Source organism: Nonomuraea sp. NPDC050328, from assembly GCF_044459405.1.
Classification (GTDB): Bacteria; Actinomycetota; Actinomycetes; order Streptosporangiales; family Streptosporangiaceae; genus Nonomuraea.
Genome location: NZ_JBITIW010000008.1, coordinates 453,363 through 474,728, shown reverse-complemented (window position 1 = coordinate 474,728; position 21,366 = coordinate 453,363). Strand labels below are relative to the sequence as shown.

The 21,366-nt window shown below is 71.7% G+C and carries 17 protein-coding genes and 1 rRNA gene; 17 read left to right on the top strand and 1 reads right to left on the bottom strand.

Annotated elements, in window-relative coordinates; genetic code table 11:
- The 11 genes from rrf to ACIBG7_RS29690 form a co-directional block, all read left to right on the top strand.
- Positions 1–82, top strand: a 5S ribosomal RNA gene (gene rrf, locus ACIBG7_RS29740); the annotation flags it as partial.
- 230 nt (positions 83–312) lie between these two features.
- Positions 313–1,608 carry a folylpolyglutamate synthase/dihydrofolate synthase family protein gene (locus ACIBG7_RS29735; protein ID WP_357934283.1) on the top strand — a complete coding sequence of 432 codons (1,296 nt, stop codon included), beginning with the start codon at positions 313–315 and terminating at the stop codon, positions 1,606–1,608.
- Between the two features lie 46 nt (positions 1,609–1,654).
- Entirely contained in the window at positions 1,655–1,996 is a 342-nt protein-coding gene (locus ACIBG7_RS29730; RefSeq protein WP_357934054.1) for a DUF4233 domain-containing protein, read from the top strand.
- A gap of 11 nt (positions 1,997–2,007) precedes the next feature.
- The gene (locus ACIBG7_RS29725; RefSeq protein ID WP_397338355.1) at positions 2,008–3,843 is read left to right on the top strand and encodes a hypothetical protein; all 1,836 of its coding nucleotides are present in this window, start codon (positions 2,008–2,010) and stop codon (positions 3,841–3,843) included.
- Between the two features lie 88 nt (positions 3,844–3,931).
- Positions 3,932–4,342, top strand: coding sequence for a nucleoside-diphosphate kinase (gene ndk / locus ACIBG7_RS29720; protein WP_357934060.1), 411 nt, complete (start codon positions 3,932–3,934; stop codon positions 4,340–4,342).
- Between the two features lie 217 nt (positions 4,343–4,559).
- On the top strand, positions 4,560–5,594 hold the full coding sequence (locus tag ACIBG7_RS29715) for a rod shape-determining protein (protein ID WP_357934063.1): 1,035 nt from the start codon (positions 4,560–4,562) through the stop codon (positions 5,592–5,594).
- A complete protein-coding gene (gene mreC, locus ACIBG7_RS29710) occupies positions 5,591–6,472 on the top strand; it encodes a rod shape-determining protein MreC (protein ID WP_357934065.1) in 882 nt (293 codons plus the stop codon). The genes ACIBG7_RS29715 and mreC overlap by 4 nt, the downstream gene beginning before the upstream one ends.
- A complete protein-coding gene (gene mreD, locus ACIBG7_RS29705; RefSeq protein ID WP_357934068.1) occupies positions 6,469–6,933 on the top strand; it encodes a rod shape-determining protein MreD in 465 nt (154 codons plus the stop codon). The genes mreC and mreD overlap by 4 nt, the downstream gene beginning before the upstream one ends.
- Before the next feature lie 5 nt (positions 6,934–6,938).
- A complete protein-coding gene (mrdA, locus tag ACIBG7_RS29700; RefSeq protein ID WP_357934071.1) occupies positions 6,939–8,951 on the top strand; it encodes a penicillin-binding protein 2 in 2,013 nt (670 codons plus the stop codon).
- Positions 8,948–10,108 (top strand): rod shape-determining protein RodA, encoded by a 1,161-nt coding sequence (gene rodA, locus ACIBG7_RS29695; protein ID WP_357934074.1) that lies wholly within the window; start codon positions 8,948–8,950, stop codon positions 10,106–10,108. The genes mrdA and rodA overlap by 4 nt, the downstream gene beginning before the upstream one ends.
- Positions 10,109–10,148: 40 nt before the next feature.
- Entirely contained in the window at positions 10,149–12,059 is a 1,911-nt protein-coding gene (locus ACIBG7_RS29690; RefSeq protein WP_357934077.1) for a TIGR03960 family B12-binding radical SAM protein, read from the top strand.
- Between the two features lie 49 nt (positions 12,060–12,108).
- Here ACIBG7_RS29690 and ACIBG7_RS29685 read toward each other — a convergent pair whose 3' ends face one another.
- On the bottom strand, positions 12,109–12,879 hold the full coding sequence (locus ACIBG7_RS29685; protein WP_397338354.1) for an SDR family oxidoreductase: 771 nt from the start codon (positions 12,877–12,879) through the stop codon (positions 12,109–12,111).
- A 231-nt stretch (positions 12,880–13,110) separates the two neighbouring features.
- Here ACIBG7_RS29685 and ACIBG7_RS29680 point away from each other — a divergent pair, with 231 nt between their 5' ends.
- From ACIBG7_RS29680 to proB, 6 genes are all read left to right on the top strand, one after another.
- Positions 13,111–13,851 carry a TIGR03936 family radical SAM-associated protein gene (locus ACIBG7_RS29680; protein ID WP_397338353.1) on the top strand — a complete coding sequence of 247 codons (741 nt, stop codon included), beginning with the start codon at positions 13,111–13,113 and terminating at the stop codon, positions 13,849–13,851.
- A 1,526-nt stretch (positions 13,852–15,377) separates the two neighbouring features.
- Complete coding sequence (locus ACIBG7_RS29675) at positions 15,378–17,597, top strand: ribonuclease E/G (RefSeq protein ID WP_397338364.1); 2,220 nt, start codon at positions 15,378–15,380, stop codon at positions 17,595–17,597.
- A 214-nt stretch (positions 17,598–17,811) separates the two neighbouring features.
- Positions 17,812–18,114, top strand: coding sequence for a 50S ribosomal protein L21 (gene rplU / locus ACIBG7_RS29670; RefSeq protein ID WP_357934085.1), 303 nt, complete (start codon positions 17,812–17,814; stop codon positions 18,112–18,114).
- A 15-nt stretch (positions 18,115–18,129) separates the two neighbouring features.
- On the top strand, positions 18,130–18,387 hold the full coding sequence (rpmA, locus tag ACIBG7_RS29665; protein WP_357934087.1) for a 50S ribosomal protein L27: 258 nt from the start codon (positions 18,130–18,132) through the stop codon (positions 18,385–18,387).
- A 374-nt stretch (positions 18,388–18,761) separates the two neighbouring features.
- Positions 18,762–20,114, top strand: coding sequence for a GTPase ObgE (gene obgE, locus ACIBG7_RS29660; protein WP_357934090.1), 1,353 nt, complete (start codon positions 18,762–18,764; stop codon positions 20,112–20,114).
- A gap of 130 nt (positions 20,115–20,244) precedes the next feature.
- Entirely contained in the window at positions 20,245–21,366 is a 1,122-nt protein-coding gene (gene proB / locus ACIBG7_RS29655; protein WP_357934092.1) for a glutamate 5-kinase, read from the top strand.

Below are 21,366 nucleotides of genomic sequence, written 5' to 3'. Positions count from 1 at the left end.
CATTCCGAACCCGGAAGTTAAGCTTCTCTGCGCCGATGGTACTGCACTCGCCAGGGTGTGGGAGAGTAGGTCGCCGCCGCACAAATATTGATCAGATGAGGCTGTACCCGGTGATCGGGTACGGCCTCGTCTGTGTTCGAGGCCCGCCCGGGTGTCCGGGCGGGCCTTTTTGCGTTTACTGAGGCTTCTCGCGGAGGCCGGCCCATGTCCAAGCCAGGGAAACACATGATCGGGTTTGGCCCGGGGCGCGAGCCGTACCCGCAGATCAGTAGGGTTGAGGGTGTGGAGTACAGAGCAGTGGAGCGCGCCATCATGGAGCGCGGTGTCGAGTGGGACTTCGAGCCGACGCTGGGGCGGGTGACCGCGCTGCTGGAGTTGCTCGGGGAGCCGCAGAAGGCGTACCCGATCGTGCACATCGCGGGGACGAACGGCAAGACGAGCACGGCGCGGATGACGGAGACGCTGCTGCGCGAGCGCAACCTGCGGGTGGGGCGGTTCACCAGCCCACACCTGGTGACGATGCGCGAGCGGATCGTGGTGGACGGCAAGCCGCTGAGCGAGGAGCGGTTCGTCGAGGTGTTCGAGGAGGTGCTGCCCTACGTCGATCTGCTGGAGCGCGACGGCGGGCGGCGGGTGCAGTTCTTCGAGGTGCTGACCGCGATGGCGTTCGCCGCGTTCGCGGACACGCCGGTGGACGTGGCGGTGATCGAGACCGGGATGGGCGGCACGTGGGATGCCACGAACGCCGCCGACGGGGACGTGGCCGTCATCACGCCGATCTCGCTGGACCACACCGACCGGCTGGGCGAGGACATCGCGACCATCGCCGGGGTGAAGGCCGGGATCATCAAGCCCGGCGCGACGGTCATCCTCGCGCAGCAGGAGCTGGAGGCGGCCGAGGTGCTGATGCGCCAGGCCGCCGAGACCGGCGTGGTGGTGGCGCGGGAGGGTCTGGAGTTCGGGGTGCTGGCCCGCGAGGTGGCGATGGGCGGGCAACTGCTCACGCTGCGCGGGCTGAAGGGCGCCTACGACGAGGTGTACCTGCCGCTGTACGGCGCCCACCAGGCGAGCAACGCGGTGTGCGCGCTGGCGGCGGTCGAGGCGATGACCGGGGGCGACGAGCCGCTGGCCACCGACCTGGTCCGGCAGGCGTTCGCGCAGGTGACGTCGCCGGGCCGGCTGGAGGTCGTGCGACGGGGCCCGACGGTGGTCGTGGACGCGGCGCACAACCCGGGCGGCATGCAGGCGACCATCGAGGCCGTGGAGGAGTCGTTCGACTTCGCCAAGGTGATCGGTGTGGTCGCGGTGATGCGCGACAAGGACGTGTCGGGCATCCTCGAACTGCTGGAGCCGGTCCTGGAGGAGGTCGTGGTGACGACGAACTCCTCGCCGCGGGCGATGCCGGCCGCGGAGCTGGGCGTGCTGGCCGAAGGCTATTTCGGGGCGGACCGGGTGCACGTGGTCGAGCGGCTGGACGACGCGATCGACCGCGGCATCGGGATCGCCGACGCGCAGGGCGAGTTCAGCGGCACGGGCGTGCTGATCACCGGGTCCGTGGTGACCGCGGGGGACGCACGGCATCTGATGAAGGCCGGGGACGAGGAGTGAGCCGCGCGGAGCTGGAGCCGGCGCGGCGAGAGGCTGGAGACGAGACGTGAAATTCGTCGTGACACCGGGACTGCGCCGCCTGTGCGCCACGGTGCTGGGCATGGAGGCGATCGTCGTCGGGCTGGTCACGCCGGTGGCGATCAAGCTGAACGACGTGGCCCCCGCGCTGGCGGTGACCGCGGGCGTGGGCCTGGCGGTGTTGTGCGTGCTGGTGGCCGGGATGCTCAAGCGGCCGTGGGCGTACGCGGCGGGCACGGTGGTGCAGGTGCTGGCGATCGCCACCGGTTTCCTGGTGCCGACCATGTTCTTTCTTGGCGGACTCTTCGCCGTGCTGTGGATCACGGCGATTATCGTCGCTCGCCGTGTCGAGGGCGTGACTTCGCGCTAAAGTCGGCCTACATGGCCGTCCCCCCAATTCAGCGGTCCCAGCAGGCGGCTGCCGCGGGACCGGGCACCAGCGCAGGCTGGTACACCTCACCCCTCCTCTTCGACGTCGTGCTCGGGGCGCTGCTGCTGGTCGCGCTGCCGCTCGCGATCGTCGCCATCCCCAACACCGTCTCGGTCGTGGGCGATCTGCTGCCGCAGGAGATGGACCGCGTCGGGCTGATGCGCGCGCACGGGTTGTCCGTGCCGGCGACGATGCTGACCGTGCCCTTGGCGGCGATCGTGCTGCGCAAGGTGAAGGTCGCGCATCTGCTGGTCGGCGGGCTCGCCCTGCTGGCGGTGGCGGACGTGCTCGGCGGGTTCGCCGGCTCGACCTTCATGGTCGGCGTGCTGCGCGTCCTGCACGGCGTGGGCGCCGGGTTGCTCATCCCCGCGACGCTGGTCGCCGCCTGGGACCGCGGGCCTGCGCTGCGCGCGGTCTGGGCGGGACTGCTGGCCGCGAGCCTGCTCTGCGCGCAGGCGCTGGCGTTGTGGCCGCTCGACGGGGTCACGAGCTGGAAGATCACGCTGCAGCCGTACCCGCTGCTGACCGGGGTGGCGCTGGCGCTGGCGGCCGGATACTTCGTGCTGTGGGTGCTGCGCGGCGAGAGCGCGACGCCCGCGCCGCAGGGCGTCGAGCACAGCCGGTTGTCGCTGTCGGCCGTGCCCGCCGCGGGCATCGCGGTGCTGGCGATCGGCACGACCTACAGCGACTGGGGCGCCTTCCTGGTGCTGGCCGCGGCCGCGCTCTCGGTCGGCGCGCTGCTGGCGCTGGCGTCGATCGGCAACCGGGAGGGCCGCACGCTGGCCTACGCGGTGGTCGCGGTCGGCACGGTCGTGCTGCCGACCGCCGCGCAGACCACCATGGTCGAGATGGGTGGCATGGGCGGTCCGGGGCTGAAGGGGCTGTGGGCGCCGTTCCTGATCGCGGCCGTGCTGACCGTCGCGGCCGCGTTCTGGGCAGGCGTGTACGGCGGAGCCATGCGCCGGTGGCTGGTCTCGGCCGGGCTGCTCAGCATGGTGATGGGGCTGTGCGGGATCCGCCTCATGGTGCCGACGTCCGAGGGGATCTGGCTGGCCGTGCCGTTCGCGCTGCTCGCGGTCGGGGCGGGGGTCGCGCTCGTGGGGGCGTTGCGGCAGGCCGGGGTGGGGTCGGCGTTGTTCGCGTTGACGTTGTGCTTTCCCGGGGTGCTGGCCGGATACCTGCTCGGTACCGGGGTGCAGGTGATGCGGGTCGCCGGGTCGCGGACGCGGCAGCAACTGGTGGACAACTTCGTCGGCGCGCTGCACGGGTGGGCGCTGGTGGGTGGGTTCCTGGTCGTCGTGGTCATTCTGCTGGCCTCGTTCCTGGCTCGCGGGCCGGGGGCGGGGACCGAGGCCGAGGGTGACGGTCCTCCGTCGGAGGAGGCCGTCGTCGCGGCTCCCGAGATGTCGCCGCCGGTGTTCGCCAAGCCGTACGCGACCAAGAAGCCCGCCGAGGAGCGGGAGATGGTCACCGTGTCGGCGCAGGGGGACACGGGTGGCGCGAACGCGGCGGCGAAGGCGCCGGTGGGCGAGGCGGGGCGGCGGAAGACGCCTGCTGAGCCGGAGAAGGGGCCGGATCAGGCGGAGGCCGAGGAGGCCGAGACCCGCGCCGAAGGCACCGAAACCACCGGAAGCGCTCAGAGCGCCGAGAGCGCCGAGAGCGCGGTGGTGGCGGAGGACGAGGCCGACGACGCGCCGACCGGGGAGGTGCCGAGGGTGGTCACCAGCGCCCAGCTCCCGGTCGTGCCACCCCCGGCCCAGTCACCAGAGGACGGGGACCGGCTGTAACCGAGAGGGCGGGGGTGCGCGTAACGGTAAGCTGTGCGACGTCACGCGCATCTGTCGCGACCAAGATCTGTTCAAAGGAGAACCTCCCGTGTCCGAGCGCACTCTTGTCCTGATCAAGCCCGACGGGGTGAAGCGTGGCCTCATCGGTGACGTGATCGCCCGCATTGAGCGCAAGGGCCTCAAGATCGTCGCCATGGAGCTGCGTCAGCTCGACGCTGAGGTCGCCAAGGCGCACTACGCCGAGCACTCCGAGCGTCCGTTCTTCGGCGAGCTGGTGGAGTTCATCACCTCCGCTCCGCTGGTCGCGCTGGTCGTCGAGGGCCCGCGCGCGGTCGAGGCCTTCCGCGCCCTGGCCGGCCTCACCGACCCGGTGAAGTCCGCTCCCGGCACGATCCGCGGCGACCACGCCCTGGAGATCGGCGAGAACGTCGTGCACGGCTCCGACTCGCCCGAGTCCGCCGCTCGCGAGATCAAGATCTTCTTCCCGGACCGCTTCTAAGGTCTGCCGGAAACGCCGGATCCCACGGGGGTCCGGCGTTTCTGCTGTTCAGGGACGGTGGAAAAGGGCGAGCCGGTGTAAAAGGAGGGTCGGCTAGCGAGGAAAGATTTTTCTGGTGCGGAAGCGCTCATTGCGCCACAGGGTGGGTACGTCACGTTACGATTCGGGTGCGATCCGTAGTCATCCGCGTACGACGTGACGGAAGGCCACTTTCCCCATGGGCAGCAAGCTCGCCTTTCTCGGCCGCGACATGGCGGTCGACCTCGGCACCGCAAACACGCTGGTCTACGTGCGCGGCCGCGGCATCGTCCTGAACGAGCCCTCGGTCGTCGCCATCAACACCGCGACCGGAAAGATCGTGGCGGTTGGCATCGAGGCCAAGCGCATGATCGGCCGGACGCCCGGCAACATCGTCGCCGTGCGGCCGCTGAAGGACGGCGTGATCGCCGACTTCGACGTGACCGAGCGCATGTTGCGCTATTTCATCCAACGCGTGCATCGGCGACGCCATTTCGCCAAGCCGCGCATCATCATCGCGGTGCCGAGCGGCATCACCGGCGTGGAGCAGCGCGCGGTGAAGGAGGCCGGCTACCAGGCCGGGGCCCGCAAGGTCTACATCATCGAGGAGCCGATGGCCGCCGCGATCGGCGCGGGGCTGCCGGTGCACGAGCCGACCGGGAACATGGTCGTCGACATCGGCGGCGGCACCACCGAGGTGGCGATCATCTCGATGGGCGGCGTGGTGACCAGCCAGTCGATCCGGGTCGGCGGCGACGAGCTGGACCAGGCGGTGATCAGTTTCGCCAAGAAGGAGTTCAGCCTCATGCTCGGCGAGCGCACCGCCGAGGAGATCAAGATGGCGATCGGCTCGGCCTGCGAGACGGGCGACGAGTGCCATGCCGAGATCCGCGGGCGCGACCTGGTGAGCGGGCTGCCGAAGACCGTCGTGATCAGCGGCGAGGAGATCAGGAAGGCCACCGAGGAGCAGGTCAACGCGATCGTCGACGCGGTGCGCACGACCCTGGACAAGTGCCCGCCCGAGCTGTCGGGCGACATCATGGACCGTGGCATCGCACTGACCGGCGGCGGGGCGTTGCTCAAGGGAATGGACGACCGCATCCGGCATGAGACAGGGATGCCCGTCCACCTGGTCGACAACGCGCTCGACTCGGTGGCGCTGGGCTCCGGCCGGTGCGTGGAGGAGTTCGAGGAACTGCAGCAGGTTCTGGTTCCGGAGGCACGTCACTCATGAGGGACACGCGCCGCGCCCGGCTGATCCTCGGACTGCTGCTGACCGCGGCGCTCGTGATCCTGACCGTCGACCATCGCGCGGGGGACGGCTCGCCGCTGGGCCCGCTGCGCGGGATCGGCGCTTCGGTGTTCGGTACGGCGCAGCAGGTCGGCTCCTCGGTGACCCGCCCGATCGGGTCGTTCTTCAGCGCGCTGGTCGACGCGCCCTCGGCGCAGGAGCGCATCAAACGGCTGGAGGCGGAGAACGCCCGGCTGCGCTCGGGGCTGGCGACGGCCGCGCTGGACAAGTCCCGGTCGGCCGAGCTGCAGCGGATGCTGGGGCTGGCCGGCACGGGCGGGTACACGGTGCTCCCGGCCACCGTCATCGCCCGGCGCGGGCACCCCGGGTTCGAGGACGCGATCGAGATCGATGCCGGCACCGCCGACGGGGTCCGCCCGGACATGACGGTGCTCAACGGCGACGGCCTGGTCGGGCGGGTGGTCGCGGCCAGCGGCAGCACGGCGACCGTGGTCCTGCTGAGCGATCCCGCCTCCTCGGCGGGCGCGCGGGTGGAGGGCGGCAACGAGCTGGGCGTGGTGAGCGGCGTCGGCAACAGCGGGCGGCTTGTGCGCTTCCGGCTGCTCGACTCGACCGCGCCGCTCGCGCGGGGGCTGCGGCTGGTGAGCTTCGGGTCGGAGAAGGGCACGCCGTACGTGCCGGGGGTGCCGATCGGGGTGATCGAGCAGGTCGAGGCCACGCCGGGCGAGCTGACGAGGAGCGCCTACGCCCGGCCGTACGCGAACTTGAGCGCTCTGGACGTGGTGGGCGTGGTGGTGCGGGCGCCGACGCGGCAGCCGCGGGACGCGGTGCTGCCGCCGGCGGCCAAGGAGTCGCGGTGATCGCCGCGCTGGCGCTGGTCGCCGCGCTGCTGGTCCAGATGACGCTGGTGAACCGGCTGCACCTGCCGGCAGGCGGGGTGCCCGACCTGGTGCTGCTGACCGTGATCGGGCTGGCCTCGACGCGCGGGCCGGTGGCGGGGGCGGTCATGGGCTTCTGCGCCGGGCTGCTGGCCGACCTGATGCCGCCGGCGGCGCACCTGGTGGGGCAGTACGCCTTCGTCTACGCGCTGATCGGCTTCCTGGCCGGGCGCGGCGTCGGCGGGCCGGTGACGACCGTCGTGCTCTGCGTGGTGCTGGCGCCGGTGCTGGCCGCGGCGGTGGGCGGGCTGATCGGCGACTCGCGGGTGACGATGGCGACGCTGACCGAGATGGTGCCGGTGACCATGGTGTACACGCTGATCCTGGCGCCGGTCGTGGTCTGGACGATCTCGTGGAGCGGCAGGGGGAGGCTGGCGACGTGACCCGGATGCGGACTCGGCTGGTCGTGCTGCACGTGCTGGTGCTGACGCTGCTGGCCGTGCTGGCGGTGCGGCTGTGGCAGGTGCAGGTGGTCCAGGGGCACGAGTTCGTGTCGGCCGCCGCCGAGACCCGCAACCGCAACGTGGTGGTGCCCGCGGTGCGGGGACAGATCCTCGACTCGTCGGGACGGCCGCTGGTGCGCAACCGCACGGCGCTGGTGGTGTCGGTGGACCGCCAGCAGGCGACCAGGAACCCGAAGGTGCTGCAGCGGCTGGCGGAGGTGCTCGACCGGCCGGTCAAGACGCTGGAGAAGCGCATCAGGCCGTGCGGTCCCGGCGTGACCCGGCCGTGCTGGACCGGCTCGCCGTACCAGCCGATCCCGATCGACGACCGGGTCAGCACCCGGGAGGCGCTGACCATCCTGGAGCGCCAGGAGGAGTTCCCCGGCGTGACCGCGGAGGTGCAGGCGGTCCGCGAGTACCCGGGCGGCCGGGCGGGCGCCCAGATGCTCGGCTACCTGCAGCCCGTCACCGAGGAGGAGCTGGAGCGGCGCGACGGCCTGAAGGCCGGCTTCTCCGGCGTCGACCTGGTCGGCCGCGACGGGCTGGAGGCGACCTACGACGAGGAGCTGCGCGGCAAGCCGGGCCTGCGCAAGGTGCAGGTCGACCGGCTGGGCAAGCCGATCGGCGTCGAGCAGCAGGTCGCGCCGATCCCCGGGGACACGCTGGTGACCAGCATCGACGCGCGGATCCAGGGCTTCGTGGAGAAGGCGGTGCACGGGGCGATGAAGAAGGCCCCGCGGGCCGACGGCGCGGCGGGCGTCGTACTGGACGCCAAGACCGGCCGGGTGATCGCGCTGGCCAGCGCGCCGGGCTACGACCCGGCGGTGTGGGCCGGCGGCATCTCCGAAGCGGAGTACCAGCGGCTGCTGTCGGAGAAGGCGGGCAAGCCGCTGGTGTCGCGGGCGATCAAGGGCGAGTTCGCGCCGGGTTCGACCTTCAAGGTCTCCTCGGTGGCGGCGATGTTGCGCTCCGGCTACCCGATCAAGGGCACGTACGGGTGCCCGGGCGCGTTCATGGTGGGCGACCGGCCCTTCCACAACTTCCGCGGCATCGGGCTCGGCACGCTGACCATGCACACCGCCCTGGTGAAGTCGTGCGACACCATCTTCTACAAGGCCGCCTACGAGGAGTGGATCCGCGACGGCGGGTTGCACGCCGGTCCCAAGGCCAAGGAGCGGTTCGCCGCGACCGCGCGGGCCTTCGGCTTCGGCTCGCCGACCGGGATCGACATCCCGGGCGAGTCGGCCGGGCGCATCCCGGACCGGGCGTGGAAGAAGAACCTGTGGGCGCAGACCAGCGCGGAGACGTGCAAGCGCTCCCGCACCGGCTACCCCGAGGTGAAGAGCGCGTCGCGGCAGGCCTTCCTCAAGCGGCTGGCCCACGAGAACTGCGTCGAGGGCTACTTGCTGCGTCCGGGTGACGCGGCCAACTTCTCCATCGGCCAGGGCGACGTGCTGTCCACGCCGCTGCAGCTCGCGCGGGCGTACGCGGCGCTGGTGAGCGACGGCAAGCTGCGCAGCCCGCGCATCGGCTGGGCGCTGGTGCGGCCGGACGGCACGCTGGTCAAGAAGATCGAGGTGCCGGTGGTCGGGAAGCTGCCGGTCAGCCCCGCCGAGCGGGCCTACATCAAGAACGCGCTCAGCCAGGTCGCCTCCGACGGCACCGCGGCCGGGGCCTTCTCCGGCTTCCCGATGGACCTGGTGAAGATCGGCGGCAAGACCGGAACCGCCGAGGTGTACGGCAAGGCGGACACCTCCTGGTTCGCCTCCTTCGCGCCGACGCAGAACCCGAAGTACGTGGTCGTGGTGATGGTCTCGCAGGGCGGCATGGGCGGCCAGACCGCGGCGCCGGCCGTACGGGAGATCTACGAGGGCATCTACGGCATCAAGGGCACCGAGCCCGTCAAGCCGGTCACCAAGCTGCCGACGATCGCCCCGGACGGGACGGTGCAGCGATGACCGAACGCACGTTGCTCGCCAGGAGGCGGCCCTTCACCCGGGCGGGGGCGCGGGCGGCGGTCTGGAAGCTGGACGGGGTGCTGCTGGTCGCGGTGGTGGCGTTGTGCGTCATCGGCACGCTGCTGGTGTGGTCCTCGACCCGCACCTGGGCGCCCGGCTCGACGGGACTGGTGAAGAAGCACCTGCTCAACGTGGCGATCGGGCTGGCGCTGAGCAGCGCGGTGGCGATGCTGGACTACCGGCTGCTGCGGGCCTACGCGCCGGTGATCTACGCGGTCACCGTGATCGGGCTGGTGCTGGTGCTGACGCCGCTCGGCACCGAGGTGAACGGCTCGCACTCCTGGATCATGCTGGGCGGCGGCTTCGCCATCCAGCCGTCGGAGTTCGCCAAGCTGGGGCTGGTGCTGTTGCTGGCCATGCTGCTGGCCCGGCCCAAGGAGGGCACCGACCGGCCGCGCTGGCTGGACGTGTTCCTGGGCGCGCTGGCGGCGGCGCTGGCGATGGGGCTGGTCATGCTCCAGCCCGACCTGGGCACCACGCTGGTGATGGGCGTCATCTTCGTCGGCGCGCTGGCCATTGGCGGGGTGCGCAAGCGGCTGCTGATCGGCCTGGCGCTGGCGGCGGTGGGCGGGGCGGCGGCGGTCTTCTACTTCGAGCTGCTGGAGCCGTACCAGCTCGCGCGGCTGACCGCCTTCATCGACCCGAGCACCGACCCGCGCGGCGTCGGCTACAACAGCACGCAGTCGATGATCGCCATCGGCTCGGGCGGGCTGTTCGGCAAGGGCCTGTTCGACGGCGGGCAGACCACCGGGCGGTTCGTGCCCGAGCAGCACACCGACTTCGTCTTCACCGTAGCCGGTGAGGAGTTCGGCTTCCTGGGCTCGGTGACCGTGGTGGCGCTGCTCGGCGTGGTGCTGGTGCGGGGGCTGAACATCGCGCGGCTGTGCGACGACCGCTTCGGGACGCTGGTCGCCGGGGGGATCGTGTGCTGGTTCGCCTTCCAGATCTTCGAGAACATCGGGATGACCGTCGGCATCATGCCGATCACCGGCCTGCCGCTGCCGTTCGTGTCCTACGGCGGGACCGCCACCTTCGCCAACCTCATCGCGGTCGGCCTGTTGCAGGCCATCCGGATGCGTGACCAGGCCTTCACCTAGGCAGGCCCGGCCATGCCCGGCGTCCCGATAGTCTTGGGGTATGTCTGTCGAGTCGATTTTCCCGCGCCTGGAGGCGCTCCTGCCCGCGGTGCAGAAGCCGATCCAGTATGTGGGGGGTGAGCTCAACTCGACCGTCAAGGACTGGGACGAGGCCGAGGTCCGCTGGGCGTTGATGTACCCCGACGCCTACGAGGTGGGCCTGCCCAACCAGGGCGTGGCGATCCTCTACGAGATCCTCAACGAGCTGCCCGGCACGCTGGCCGAGCGCACCTACGCGGTCTGGCCCGACCTCGAGAAGCTGATGCGCGAGCACGGCGTCCCGCAGTTCACCGTGGACGGTCACCGGCCGGTGCGCGCCTTCGACGTCTTCGGCGTCTCCTTCTCCACCGAGCTGGGCTACACCAACATGCTCAACGCGCTCGACCTGGCGGGCATCCCGCTGGTCGCCGCCGAGCGTGGCGAGGACGACCCGATCGTGGTGGCCGGCGGGCACGCGGCGTTCAACCCCGAGCCGATCGCCGACTTCCTGGACGCGGCCGTGCTGGGCGACGGGGAGCAGATCTCCATCGCGATCAGCGAGGTCGTCCGCGAGTGGAAGGCCGAGGGACGGCCCGGCGGGCGCGACGAGCTGCTGATGCGGCTGGCCGAATCCGGCGGCGTGTACGTGCCGAAGTTCTACGACGTGACCTACCACCCCGACGGGCGCATCGCCCGGGTGGCGCCCAACCGCTCCGGCGTGCCGTGGCGCGTGCACAAGCACACGGTGATGGACCTCGACGAGTGGCCCTACCCGAAGAAGCCGCTGGTGCCGCTGGCCGAGACCGTGCACGAGCGGTTCAGCGTCGAGATCTTCCGCGGCTGCACCCGTGGCTGCCGCTTCTGCCAGGCCGGGATGATCACCCGGCCGGTGCGCGAGCGGTCGATCACCACGATCGGCGACATGGTGGAGAACGGCATCCGCGAGTCGGGCTTCAACGAGGTCGGCCTGCTGTCGCTGTCCAGCGCCGACCACTCCGAGATCGGCGAGGTCGCCAAGGGGCTGGCCGACCGCTACGAGGGCACCAACACCTCGCTGTCGCTGCCCTCGACCCGGGTCGACGCCTTCAACATCGACCTGGCCAACGAGTTCTCCCGCAACGGCCGGCGCTCCGGCCTCACCTTCGCGCCCGAGGGCGGGTCCGAGCGCATGCGCAAGGTGATCAACAAGATGGTCACCGAGGAAGACCTCATCCGCACGGTGACCACCGCCTACGCGCAGGGGTGGCGGCAGGTGAAGCTGTACTTCATGTGCGGGCTGCCCACCGAGACCGACGAGGACGTGCTCGGCATCGCCGACCTGGCCAAGAAGGTCATCGCCGCGGGCCGCGAGGTCACCGGCTCGCGCGACATCCGCTGCACCGTCTCCATCGGCGGCTTCGTGCCCAAGCCGCACACGCCCTTCCAGTGGGCCGCGCAGGCCGACGCCGAGACCGTCGACCGGCGGCTCATGGCGCTCAAGGACTCGCTGCGCAACGACAAGCAGTACGGCAGGTCGATCGGTTACCGCTACCACGACGGCAAGCCGTCCATCGTCGAGGGCCTGCTCTCGCGGGGCGACCGTCGGGTCGGGGCGGTCATCCGCGCGGTCTGGGAGGACGGCGGGCGCTTCGACGGGTGGAGCGAGCACTTCTCCTACCAGCGGTGGCTCAAGTGCGCCGAGCAGGCCGGAGTCGACGTGGCCTGGTACACCACGCGCGAGCGCGAGGAGAACGAGGTCCTGCCGTGGGACCACCTCGACGCCGGGCTCGACCGCTCCTGGCTCTGGCAGGACTGGCAGGACGCGGTCAACGGGGCCGAGGTCGAGGACTGCCGGTGGACGCCGTGCTACGACTGCGGCGTCTGCCCGACGATGGGGACCGAGATCCAGATCGGGCCCACGGGCCGGAAGCTGCTCCCGCTCACCGTCGTCTGACGCTGGGCCTGGTCGGCGGCCCTCCTTCTACGACCTGAGCTGACGCTGCCTACGGTTTGAGGAACTCGCGGGCGCCGCGCAGGGCGGGCCATCGGGTGCTGCGCAGGCGGGTGTCCAGCGGGTACGGCTGTGCCGCCCGGGCGGAGCACACGCTCGCCGGGTCGAGGCCGTCGCGGGCGGCGATCAGCCGGCCCAGCTCCAGGCGGCTCATGTCGTCGGCGCCGGCCAGGTGCACCACGCCGGTGAGACCGGAGCCGGCCAGCTCCACCAGGGCCGCGGCCAGGTCGGTCACGTGCACGGGAGTGCGGAGCACGTCCTCGAAGCAGGGGATCCCGTCATGGACCAGGCGCTCGTGCGGGCTGGCCCCGCCGTCGCCGATGACCAGGGAGATGCGCACGATCACCGCGTCGGGGCACAGCCGGGTGACCGCCTCCTCGGCCGCCGCCTTGGCTCTGCCGTACGGGGTGATCGGGGCGGGCGAGGCGCTCTCGTCATAGGGAGCGCGGTCGCCGCCGAAGACGGCGTCGGTGGAGACGTGCACCAGCCGGGCCCCGGTACGGCTCGCCGCCGCGGCGACCGCGGCGCTGCCCTGGACGATGACCCCGTCGTCGCCGTACCTGGCGGCGGTGTGCACGATGACGTCCGGCGCGAGCCGCGTCACGAGGGCGAGGGTGGCGTCGTCCCGGGTGAGGTCGAGGCGTTCCCAATGTCCGCTTCCGGACAGGCGGGTGCCGTGCACGGCGAAGCCCGCCGCGGCGGCGGCCGCGGCCGTGACACCGCCGACGAATCCGCTCGCACCGGTGACCAGCATGCTTTTCATCGCATGATGATGGCACGTGACCGGGACGTGACCGGAGCGGACAAGATCGTGGAGGTCAGCGGGGGTTGATGGCTTGCCCGCGGCCTTATCCTGAGGGGGAAGAACTTCCAACAGGATGGAGAGGCAGCCCACCCGCCGGGTACGGCTCGCCTTGACGTGAGAAAGGAAAGACAGGCTCTGAAATCTGTTCCCGAAGGGCCGGCTCCCGCGCCGACGGCGCAGCGCCTTCGCGTGCGCTACGCCAAGCGTGGCCGCCTGCGATTCACCAGCCACCGCGACATCTCGCGGGCGGTGGAGCGGGCGGTTCGCCGCGCCGGAATCCCGGTCGCGTTCAGTGCGGGTTTCTCACCCCACCCCAAGATCTCCTACGCGGGAGCGGCGCCGACCGGCGTCGCCAGCGAGGCCGAATACCTCGAGATCGGCGTCACCGAGCCGTGTGACCCGGGCCGGCTGCTGGCCGATCTGGACGCCTCGCTGCCCCCCGGCCTCGACGTGCTCGACGTCGTCGAGGCGCGCACGGCGGGCTTCGCCGAGCGGCTGGAGGCCTCGGTCTGGGAGTTGCGCCTGCCCGGAGCCGACGTGGGGTCGGCTCGGAGCGCGGTGGAGAAGTTCCTCGCGGCCGAGACCGTGGAGGTGGAGCGCCTCACCAAGAAGGGCATCCGCCGGTTCGACGCGCGCGAGGCTGTGCTCAGCCTTGAGGAAACAGACAGAACCGCAGCTCAGGTGCCCGGGCAGTCGTGTGTCATACTGCGCATGGTTGTTCGGCACATGACTCCTGCCGTTCGACCCGACGACGTGCTCGCAGGTTTGCGTCATGTGGCCGACTTCGCGCCGCCGATTCCCCCCGAGGTGATCAGGCTGGCGCAGGGGCCGCTCGATGCGACCGGTGAGCCTGCCGACCCGCTCGACCTTGACCGCGACACGACGCGCGGCGGCGACACGGGACCGGCGGGCGAGCACGGCGGCGGTTAGGCAACGCCCCACCAGGTGTTGCCGCCCCTGACAGGACTTGGCGCCCGCGCCCTCTCCGGAGGACGCGGGCGGACAACGAGACACGAGAGCTCCCGCGCGGCGCAGACCCTGCGCCCGGGAGCTGACGGGAGAACGCCCGCATGCTCGACAACGAGCCCAACGCCGGCGCCGCAGGCGCCGACGGGGACACAAACGAGGAACGAAGCACCGCCAAGCGGCGCAGGTCGGCCAGCCGGCCCGCCGGCGCACCCGTGGACGACACGCCGAGCGTGATCGTCGTCAACCCGGGAAAGCCGGAGGACTCGGCCGACGCCGGCGGCTCGGCCGGAGCCGGTGGCTCGGCTGGGACCGAAGGTACGGCCGGTAGCGCGAGCTCGGCCGGGACCGGAGGTACGGCCGGCGCCGGGGGCTCGGCTGAGGCCGGGAGCCCGGTCGAGGCCGCGGTGGGTGCGGCGGTCGAGGAGGCCGTCGCCAAGCCCAAGCGCGCTCGCAGGACCACCAAGAAGGCCGCCGCCGAGGCCGCCGCTGCCGAAGAGGCCGCCGCCACTGCGCCCGCCACCCCCACCGCCGCTGCTGGTGGTGCCACTGCGCCCGCCGCCTCCACCGCGGGCGGTGCCACTGCGCCCGCCGCCTCCACCGCGGGCGGTGCCACTGCGCCCGCCGCCTCCGCTGCGGGCAGCGCTACTGCGCCCAAGGTTTCCGCCGCTGCGGGGAGTGCGCCCGAGGCTTCCGCCGTTGCGGGCGGTGTCCCGGTGAGCGACGCCGCTGGTGCTCCGGCTGCCCAGGCCGACGCCTCAGCGGGAGCGGGGGCGGGTACCGGGGCCAGGCGTGCGCCGGTGAAGAAGGCCGCGCGGGCTGCCGGTCCGCCGCCCGAGGTGGAGGACGAGGCGCCGAGCGCGCCGGTCACCCGGCTGGCGGGGTCGGCGTCCGAGGTGGTCGTGGCTCCGGCCGCGCCGGTCGCGGAGTCCGGGCCGGTCAAGAAGGTGACGCGGGCCGCGGGTCCGCCGCCCGAGGTGGAGGACGAGGCGCCGAGCGCGCCGGTCACCCGCCTTGCGGGGTCGGCTTCCGAAGTCGTCGTGGCGCCGGTCGCTGGGGAGAGCCCGGTCAAGAAGGTCACCCGCGCCGCCGGTCCGCCGCCCGAGGTGGACGAGAGCGCCGGACCGCGGGCCCAGAGCGCTGAGGCGGCCGCTCAGCCGGTCAAGGCCACCAGGGGCACCACGAGCCGCACCCGCCGGTCCAAGGCCGCGGAGAGCGCTCCCAGCGCCGCCGAGACCGCTGCCCAGCCCGCGACCGCTCAGCCCGCGACCGCTCAGCCCGCGACGGCTCAGCCGACGACTGCCCAGCCGACCGCCGCTCAGCCGTCCGCCGCTCAGCCGTCGGGCCACGAGGCCGCGACCGCTCAGCCCGCGACCGCCGCGCAGCCGGGGCAGCCGGTAGAGGCGTCCGTCCAGGGCGAAGGCGCGGCGGAGCAGCCGGTCAAGGCGGTCAAGCGGACCCGCACCCGGAAGAAGGCCGAGCCGGAGCCGGTGGTGGACGAGGTCGCCGCCGACATCCTGGAAGTGCTGCCCGAGGACGAGCCGCTCGACGACGAGCCCGCAGGTGAGGACCTCGACGAGGAGCCGATCACCCGCCCCGGCCTGCTGTCCGACCCGTTCGGGTTCACCGCGCGCCGCGACGACCAGCCGGTCTTCCAGCGCCCCGCGGCCATCTTCACGCCGCTGTTCCAGGCGCCCGACCCGAGCCAGGCGATCCCGGCCCGGCCGGAGCCGGTCGTGCCCGCCGTACCGCAGGTGACGGTCACCGAGACCGACGACACCGAGCTGGACGAGGCGGAGGACGACGAGAGCGAGGACACCGAGGACGACGGCGACCGCGAGGAGGCCGGAGGCCGCCGCAGGCGGCGCCGGCGCGGTGGCCGGGGCCGCGGCAAGTCCCGCGAGCGCGACGACGCCGACGAGGCGGAGGAAGGCGCCGAGGAGGAGGCCGCGGAGCAGGAGGAGGAGCAGGACGAGGAGTCCTCGTCCGGTTCGCGCAGGCGGCGTCGCCGCCGGCGTCGCGGCGACGACTCCGACGAGCCGGCCGCCACCCCCGACGACCCGCCGAACACCGTGGTGCGCATCCGCGCGCCGCGCACCGGCCGCGCGGCCCTGCTGGACGTGGCCGCCGACGGCGTGCAGAGCGTGCGGGGCTCGACCCGGCTGGAGGCCAAGAAGCAGCGCCGCCGCGAGGGCCGCGAGCTCGGCCGCCGCCGTCCGCCGATCATCACCGAGGCGGAGTTCCTGGCGCGCCGCGAGTCGGTCGACCGCATGATGGTGGTCCGCCGCACCGGCGACCGCACGCAGATCGCGGTGCTCGAGGACGGCATCCTGGTCGAGCACTACGTCAACCGCGAGGCCAGCCAGTCCTACGTGGGCAACGTCTACCTGGGCAAGGTCCAGAACGTGCTGCCCTCGATGGAGGCGGCCTTCGTCGACGTCGGCAAGGGCCGCAACGCGGTGCTGTACGCCGGTGAGGTCAACTTCGACACCGCCGGGCTGGAGGGCCAGCCCAAGCGCATCGAGACCGCCCTGAAGTCGGGGCAGTCGGTGCTGGTGCAGGTCACCAAGGACCCGATCGGGCACAAGGGCGCGCGGCTCACCTCGCAGATCTCGCTGCCGGGCCGCTACCTGGTGTACGTGCCGGACGGGTCGATGACCGGCATCAGCCGCAAGCTGCCCGACAAGGAGCGCACGCGGCTCAAGAGCATCCTGAAGAAGGTCATGCCGGAGAACGCGGGCGTCATCGTGCGCACCGCGGCCGAGGGCGCTTCCGAGGACGAGCTGGCGCGCGACGTGGCGCGGCTGTCGGCGCAGTGGGAGGCCATCCAGAAGAAGGCCAAGTCCGCCTCGCCGCCCGAGCTGCTGTCGGCCGAGCCCGACCTGACCATCCGGGTCGTGCGTGACGTGTTCAACGAGGACTTCACCTCGCTGGTCGTGCAGGGCGAGGACGCCTGGGAGACGGTCGACGAGTACGTGAAGTACGTCGCGCCGCACCTGGAGGACCGCCTGTCGATGTGGGACGGGGCCGAAGGCGACGTCTTCGCGCACTACCGCATCGACGAGCAGCTCGGCAAGGCGCTGGAGCGCAAGGTGTGGCTGCCCAGCGGCGGCTCGCTGGTGATCGACCGGACCGAGGCCATGACCGTGGTCGACGTCAACACCGGCAAGTTCACCGGCCAGGGCGGCAACCTGGAGGAGACGGTCACCAGGAACAACCTGGAGGCGGCCGAGGAGATCGTGCGCCAGCTCCGGCTGCGCGACATCGGCGGCATCATCGTGATCGACTTCATCGACATGGTGCTGGAGTCCAACCGCGACCTCGTGCTCCGGCGGCTGCTGGAGTGCCTGGCGCGCGACCGGACCAAGCACCAGGTCGCCGAGGTCACCTCCCTGGGTCTGGTGCAGATGACGCGTAAGCGGGTCGGCCAGGGCCTCCTGGAGGCCTTCTCGACGCCGTGCGACTGCTGCAACGGCCGCGGGGTCATCGTCTCGACCGAGCCGGTCGAGTCGAAGCCCGAGCCGCGTGGCACGCAGGGCAAGATGGCTGTCGAGAAGGCGGTCGCGGATAAGGTCTCGGCAGCTAACGGGGCTCCGAGTCGTGATACTGTGACCGGTGCGCTGGAGGACGTTCCTCACGAGGACGACCAGGCAAACCAGACTTCTGGCAGGGGGCGGCGACGCTCCCGCCGAGCCAAGTCCGCCGACTGATTCGGCGGACGGCCGACGATCCGTCCGGTTCGACGACGTTGCCGTTCATCCGGTAACCTAGTAAACCGGTGCGCTCAGTGGCGCGCCTTCTTTGCGCGCCCACCTGGGTCGTCGGTTTTCCTGACGGAGACGGGTGCTCGGGCGCAGCATTCGGCGATTGGTGACCGGTCCTCCCGGGCGCCCATCGCACAGCAGACAGTAGAAGGGTTCCGCGGTGTACGCGATCGTTCGTAGCGGCGGCAGGCAGCAGAAGGTGTCCGTCGGCGACGTCCTTGAGATCGACCTGGTCGCCGGTGAGGTCGGTTCCTCGGTCTCGCTGCCGACGGTGCTCGTCGTCAACGATGGCGATGTCACCACCGAGGCGGGCAAGTTCACGGTGTCGGCCGAGATCCTCGGCGAGACCAAGGGTCCGAAGATCCGCATCCTCAAGTACAAGAACAAGACCGGTTACAAGAAGCGCCAGGGTCACCGTCAGCGGTACACCCAGGTGAAGGTCACCGGAATCGACAAGGCCTGATTGGGAGTTTGAGAAATGGCACACAAGAAGGGCGCATCGTCCACTCGGAACGGCCGTGACTCCAACGCCCAGCGCCTTGGCGTCAAGCGTTTCGGCGGCCAGCTCGTCAACGCGGGCGAGATCATCGTCCGTCAGCGTGGCACCCACTTCCACCCGGGTGACAACGTCGGCCGTGGTGGCGACGACACGCTGTTCGCGCTGACCGCTGGTCACGTGCAGTTCGGCTTCAAGCGCGGTCGCAAGGCCGTCAGCATCGTCCCGGCCGCGGAGTAATCGCGCGCCGACGAGCGTTGATGCGAGGGGTGGATCGACAGGTCCGCCCCTCGTTTCGTGTTTTCGGGGGTCGGTTCGCCGGCTGCCGGGGCATGGATGGGGTACGGCACGCGTTCCGTTGACCAGGGGGCGGTCGCGGGGGGAACCGCGCGGCTCGGCCCGGCTGGACCGGCCGGGAAGACCGGCCCTGGCTGCCCAGGCCTCCGACGGGCTCGGCGTAGCTGACCCGTGGCCCCGAGTGGGCCGGGCGTAGCGGGGCCGACCCCGTGGGTCTCGTCGGCCGTCTCCCTGGAGGGGGCCCGGCCACGTGCGGCGGTTGGGCCTGACCGGGCGCCAGCCGTACAAAATCTAGGTTTTTGGCTTTGGAGGCGGAAATGCCGGACTTTATCGATCAGGTGGTGCTGCACATCACCGCCGGCGACGGGGGACACGGCTGCGCCTCGGTCCACCGGGAGAAGTTCAAGCCGCTCGGCGGCCCCGACGGAGGCAACGGCGGGCGCGGCGGCGACGTGATCCTGGAGGTGGACCCCAACACGGCCACCCTGCTGGACTACCACCGCAGGCCGCACCGCAAGGCGGAGAACGGCAAGCAGGGCCACGGCTCCAACCGGGACGGCGCCAACGGCGGCGACGTGATCCTGCCGGTGCCCAACGGCACGGTGGTGAAGGACGCCTCGACCGGCGAGGTGCTGATCGACCTGGTCGGCGCGGGCACGCGGTACGTCATCGCGAAGGGCGGCCAGGGCGGGCTGGGCAACGCGGCGCTGGCCTCGACCAAGCGCAAGGCGCCCGGGTTCGCGCTGCTGGGCGAGCCGGGTGACGGGCTGGACGTGGTGCTGGAGCTGAAGAGCGTCGCGGACGTGGCGCTGGTCGGCTTCCCGAGCGCGGGCAAGTCGTCGCTGATCGCGGCGATCAGCGCGGCCCGGCCGAAGATCGCCGACTACCCGTTCACCACGCTGGTGCCCAACCTGGGTGTGGTGACGGCGGGGGAGACGGTGTTCACCGTCGCGGACGTGCCGGGGCTGATCCCGGGCGCCTCCGAGGGCAAGGGCCTGGGCCACGAGTTCCTGCGGCACGTGGAGCGCTGCGACGCGCTGGTGCACGTGATCGACATGGCGACGATGGAGCCCGGGCGCGACCCGATCTCCGACTACGAGGCCATCGAGAAGGAGCTGCACGCCTACGGGCAGCTCGAGGACCGGCCGCGGATGGTCGTCCTGAACAAGGCGGACGTGCCGGACGGGCGCGAGCTGGCCGAGATCGTCACGCCGGAGTTCGAGGCGCGCGGGATGCGGGTCTTCACCATCTCGGCGGCCACGCACGAGGGCCTGAAGGAGTTCATCTTCGCGATGGGCGAATGGGTCGCGGCGGCGCGTGCGGCCAAGCCGGTCGAGGAGCCGACGCGGCTGGTCATCCGGCCTCGGCAGCTCGGCGAGGCGGGCTTCACCGTCCGCAAGGTGGGCGAGAACACCTTCCAGGTCACCGGTGAGAAGCCGGAGCGGTGGATCAGGCAGACCGACTTCACCAACGACGAGGCCGTGGGCTACCTGGCCGACCGGCTGGAGCGGCTCGGCATCGAGGACGAGCTGGCCAAGGCGGGCGCCACCGCCGGGGCCGAGGTGGTCATCGGCTCGATGGAGAACGGCTACGTCTTCGACTGGCAGCCGACCCTCAACGCCGAGGCGGTCCGCCAGGGCCCGCGCGGCACCGACAACCGCCTGGGCTGACCCCCGCACAGCACTTGAGCTCACGCGGCCCGGGCGACTCGCCCGGGCCGCTTCGGCATCCGGCTCCGCCGCCGTCTCGGATGGCGAAACAGCGGCGGGCCGGGTGACCGGTCTCGGATAGGGTTTTCGCGTGCGGGAACAGATCAGCGCGGCGTCGAGGGTAGTGGTCAAGGTCGGCTCCTCCTCCCTCACCACGCCACAGGGCATGATCGACGTCGATCGCGTCGACGCCCTCGTCGACGTGCTGTCGGCGCGCCGCCGCACGGGCACGCAGCTCGTCCTGGTCTCCTCGGGCGCCATCGCCGCCGGGCTCGGCCCGCTCGGCCTCAGCGCCCGGCCGCGCGACCTGGCCACCCAGCAGGCCGCCGCCTCGGTCGGCCAGGGGGTGCTCGTCGCCCGCTACACCTCCAGCTTCGCGCGGTACGGCCTGCGCGTGGGCCAGGTGCTGCTCACCGCGGACGACATGATGCGCCGCGCCCACCACGCCAACGCCCAGCGCACCCTCGACCGGCTGCTCGACCTGGGCATCGTGCCGGTGGTGAACGAGAACGACACCGTCGCGACGGATGAGATCCGTTTCGGCGACAACGACCGGCTGGCCGCGCTGGTGGCCCACCTGATCAGGGCCGACGCGCTGGTGCTGCTGTCGGACGTGGACGCGCTCTACGACGGGCCGCCGTCCAGGGCCGGTTCACGCCGGCTGGCGGAGGTGCGCGGGCCGGAGGACCTGGCCGGGGTCGAGATCGGCCGCAACGGTTCTGCGGTCGGCACCGGCGGCATGGTCACCAAGGTCCAGGCGGCGCGGATCGCGACCGGCGCGGGCATCCCGGTGGTGCTCACCGGCGCCGCGCACGCGGCCCACGCGCTCGCCGGAGCCGACGTCGGCACCTACTTCCACCCCGGCGGCCGCCACCCGGGCACCAGGCTGCTCTGGCTCGCGCACGCCACCACCGGGCGCGGCCGGCTGACGCTGGACGACGGCGCGGTCGAGGCCGTGGTGACGCGCCGCAAGTCGCTGCTGCCCGCGGGCGTGCTCTCGGTCGAGGGCGACTTCGCCGCCGGCGATCCGGTGGACCTGGTGGGGCGCGGCGGCGGCGTGGTCGCGCGCGGGCTGGTCAACTTCGACGCGGGGGAGATCCCGGGGCTGCTCGGGCGCTCGACCAAGGAGCTGGCGAGCACGCTCGGCCCGGAGTACGAACGCGAGCTGATCCATCGCGACGACATCGTCATACTTGAATCCCACCAGCCTTAG

Bases quoted from the DNA above. Each gene is read 5' to 3' on its own strand.
- ACIBG7_RS29735 (WP_357934283.1), top strand. From the start codon at position 313: ATGGAGCGCGGTGTCGAGTGGGACTTCGAGCCGACGCTGGGGCGGGTG.
- ACIBG7_RS29725 (WP_397338355.1), top strand. From the start codon at position 2,008: ATGGCCGTCCCCCCAATTCAGCGGTCCCAGCAGGCGGCTGCCGCGGGA.
- ACIBG7_RS29715 (WP_357934063.1), top strand. From the start codon at position 4,560: ATGGGCAGCAAGCTCGCCTTTCTCGGCCGCGACATGGCGGTCGACCTC.
- mreC (WP_357934065.1), top strand. From the start codon at position 5,591: ATGAGGGACACGCGCCGCGCCCGGCTGATCCTCGGACTGCTGCTGACC.
- mrdA (WP_357934071.1), top strand. From the start codon at position 6,939: ATGCGGACTCGGCTGGTCGTGCTGCACGTGCTGGTGCTGACGCTGCTG.
- rodA (WP_357934074.1), top strand. From the start codon at position 8,948: ATGACCGAACGCACGTTGCTCGCCAGGAGGCGGCCCTTCACCCGGGCG.
- ACIBG7_RS29690 (WP_357934077.1), top strand. From the start codon at position 10,149: ATGTCTGTCGAGTCGATTTTCCCGCGCCTGGAGGCGCTCCTGCCCGCG.
- ACIBG7_RS29685 (WP_397338354.1), bottom strand. From the start codon at position 12,879: ATGAAAAGCATGCTGGTCACCGGTGCGAGCGGATTCGTCGGCGGTGTC.
- rpmA (WP_357934087.1), top strand. From the start codon at position 18,130: ATGGCACACAAGAAGGGCGCATCGTCCACTCGGAACGGCCGTGACTCC.
- obgE (WP_357934090.1), top strand. From the start codon at position 18,762: ATGCCGGACTTTATCGATCAGGTGGTGCTGCACATCACCGCCGGCGAC.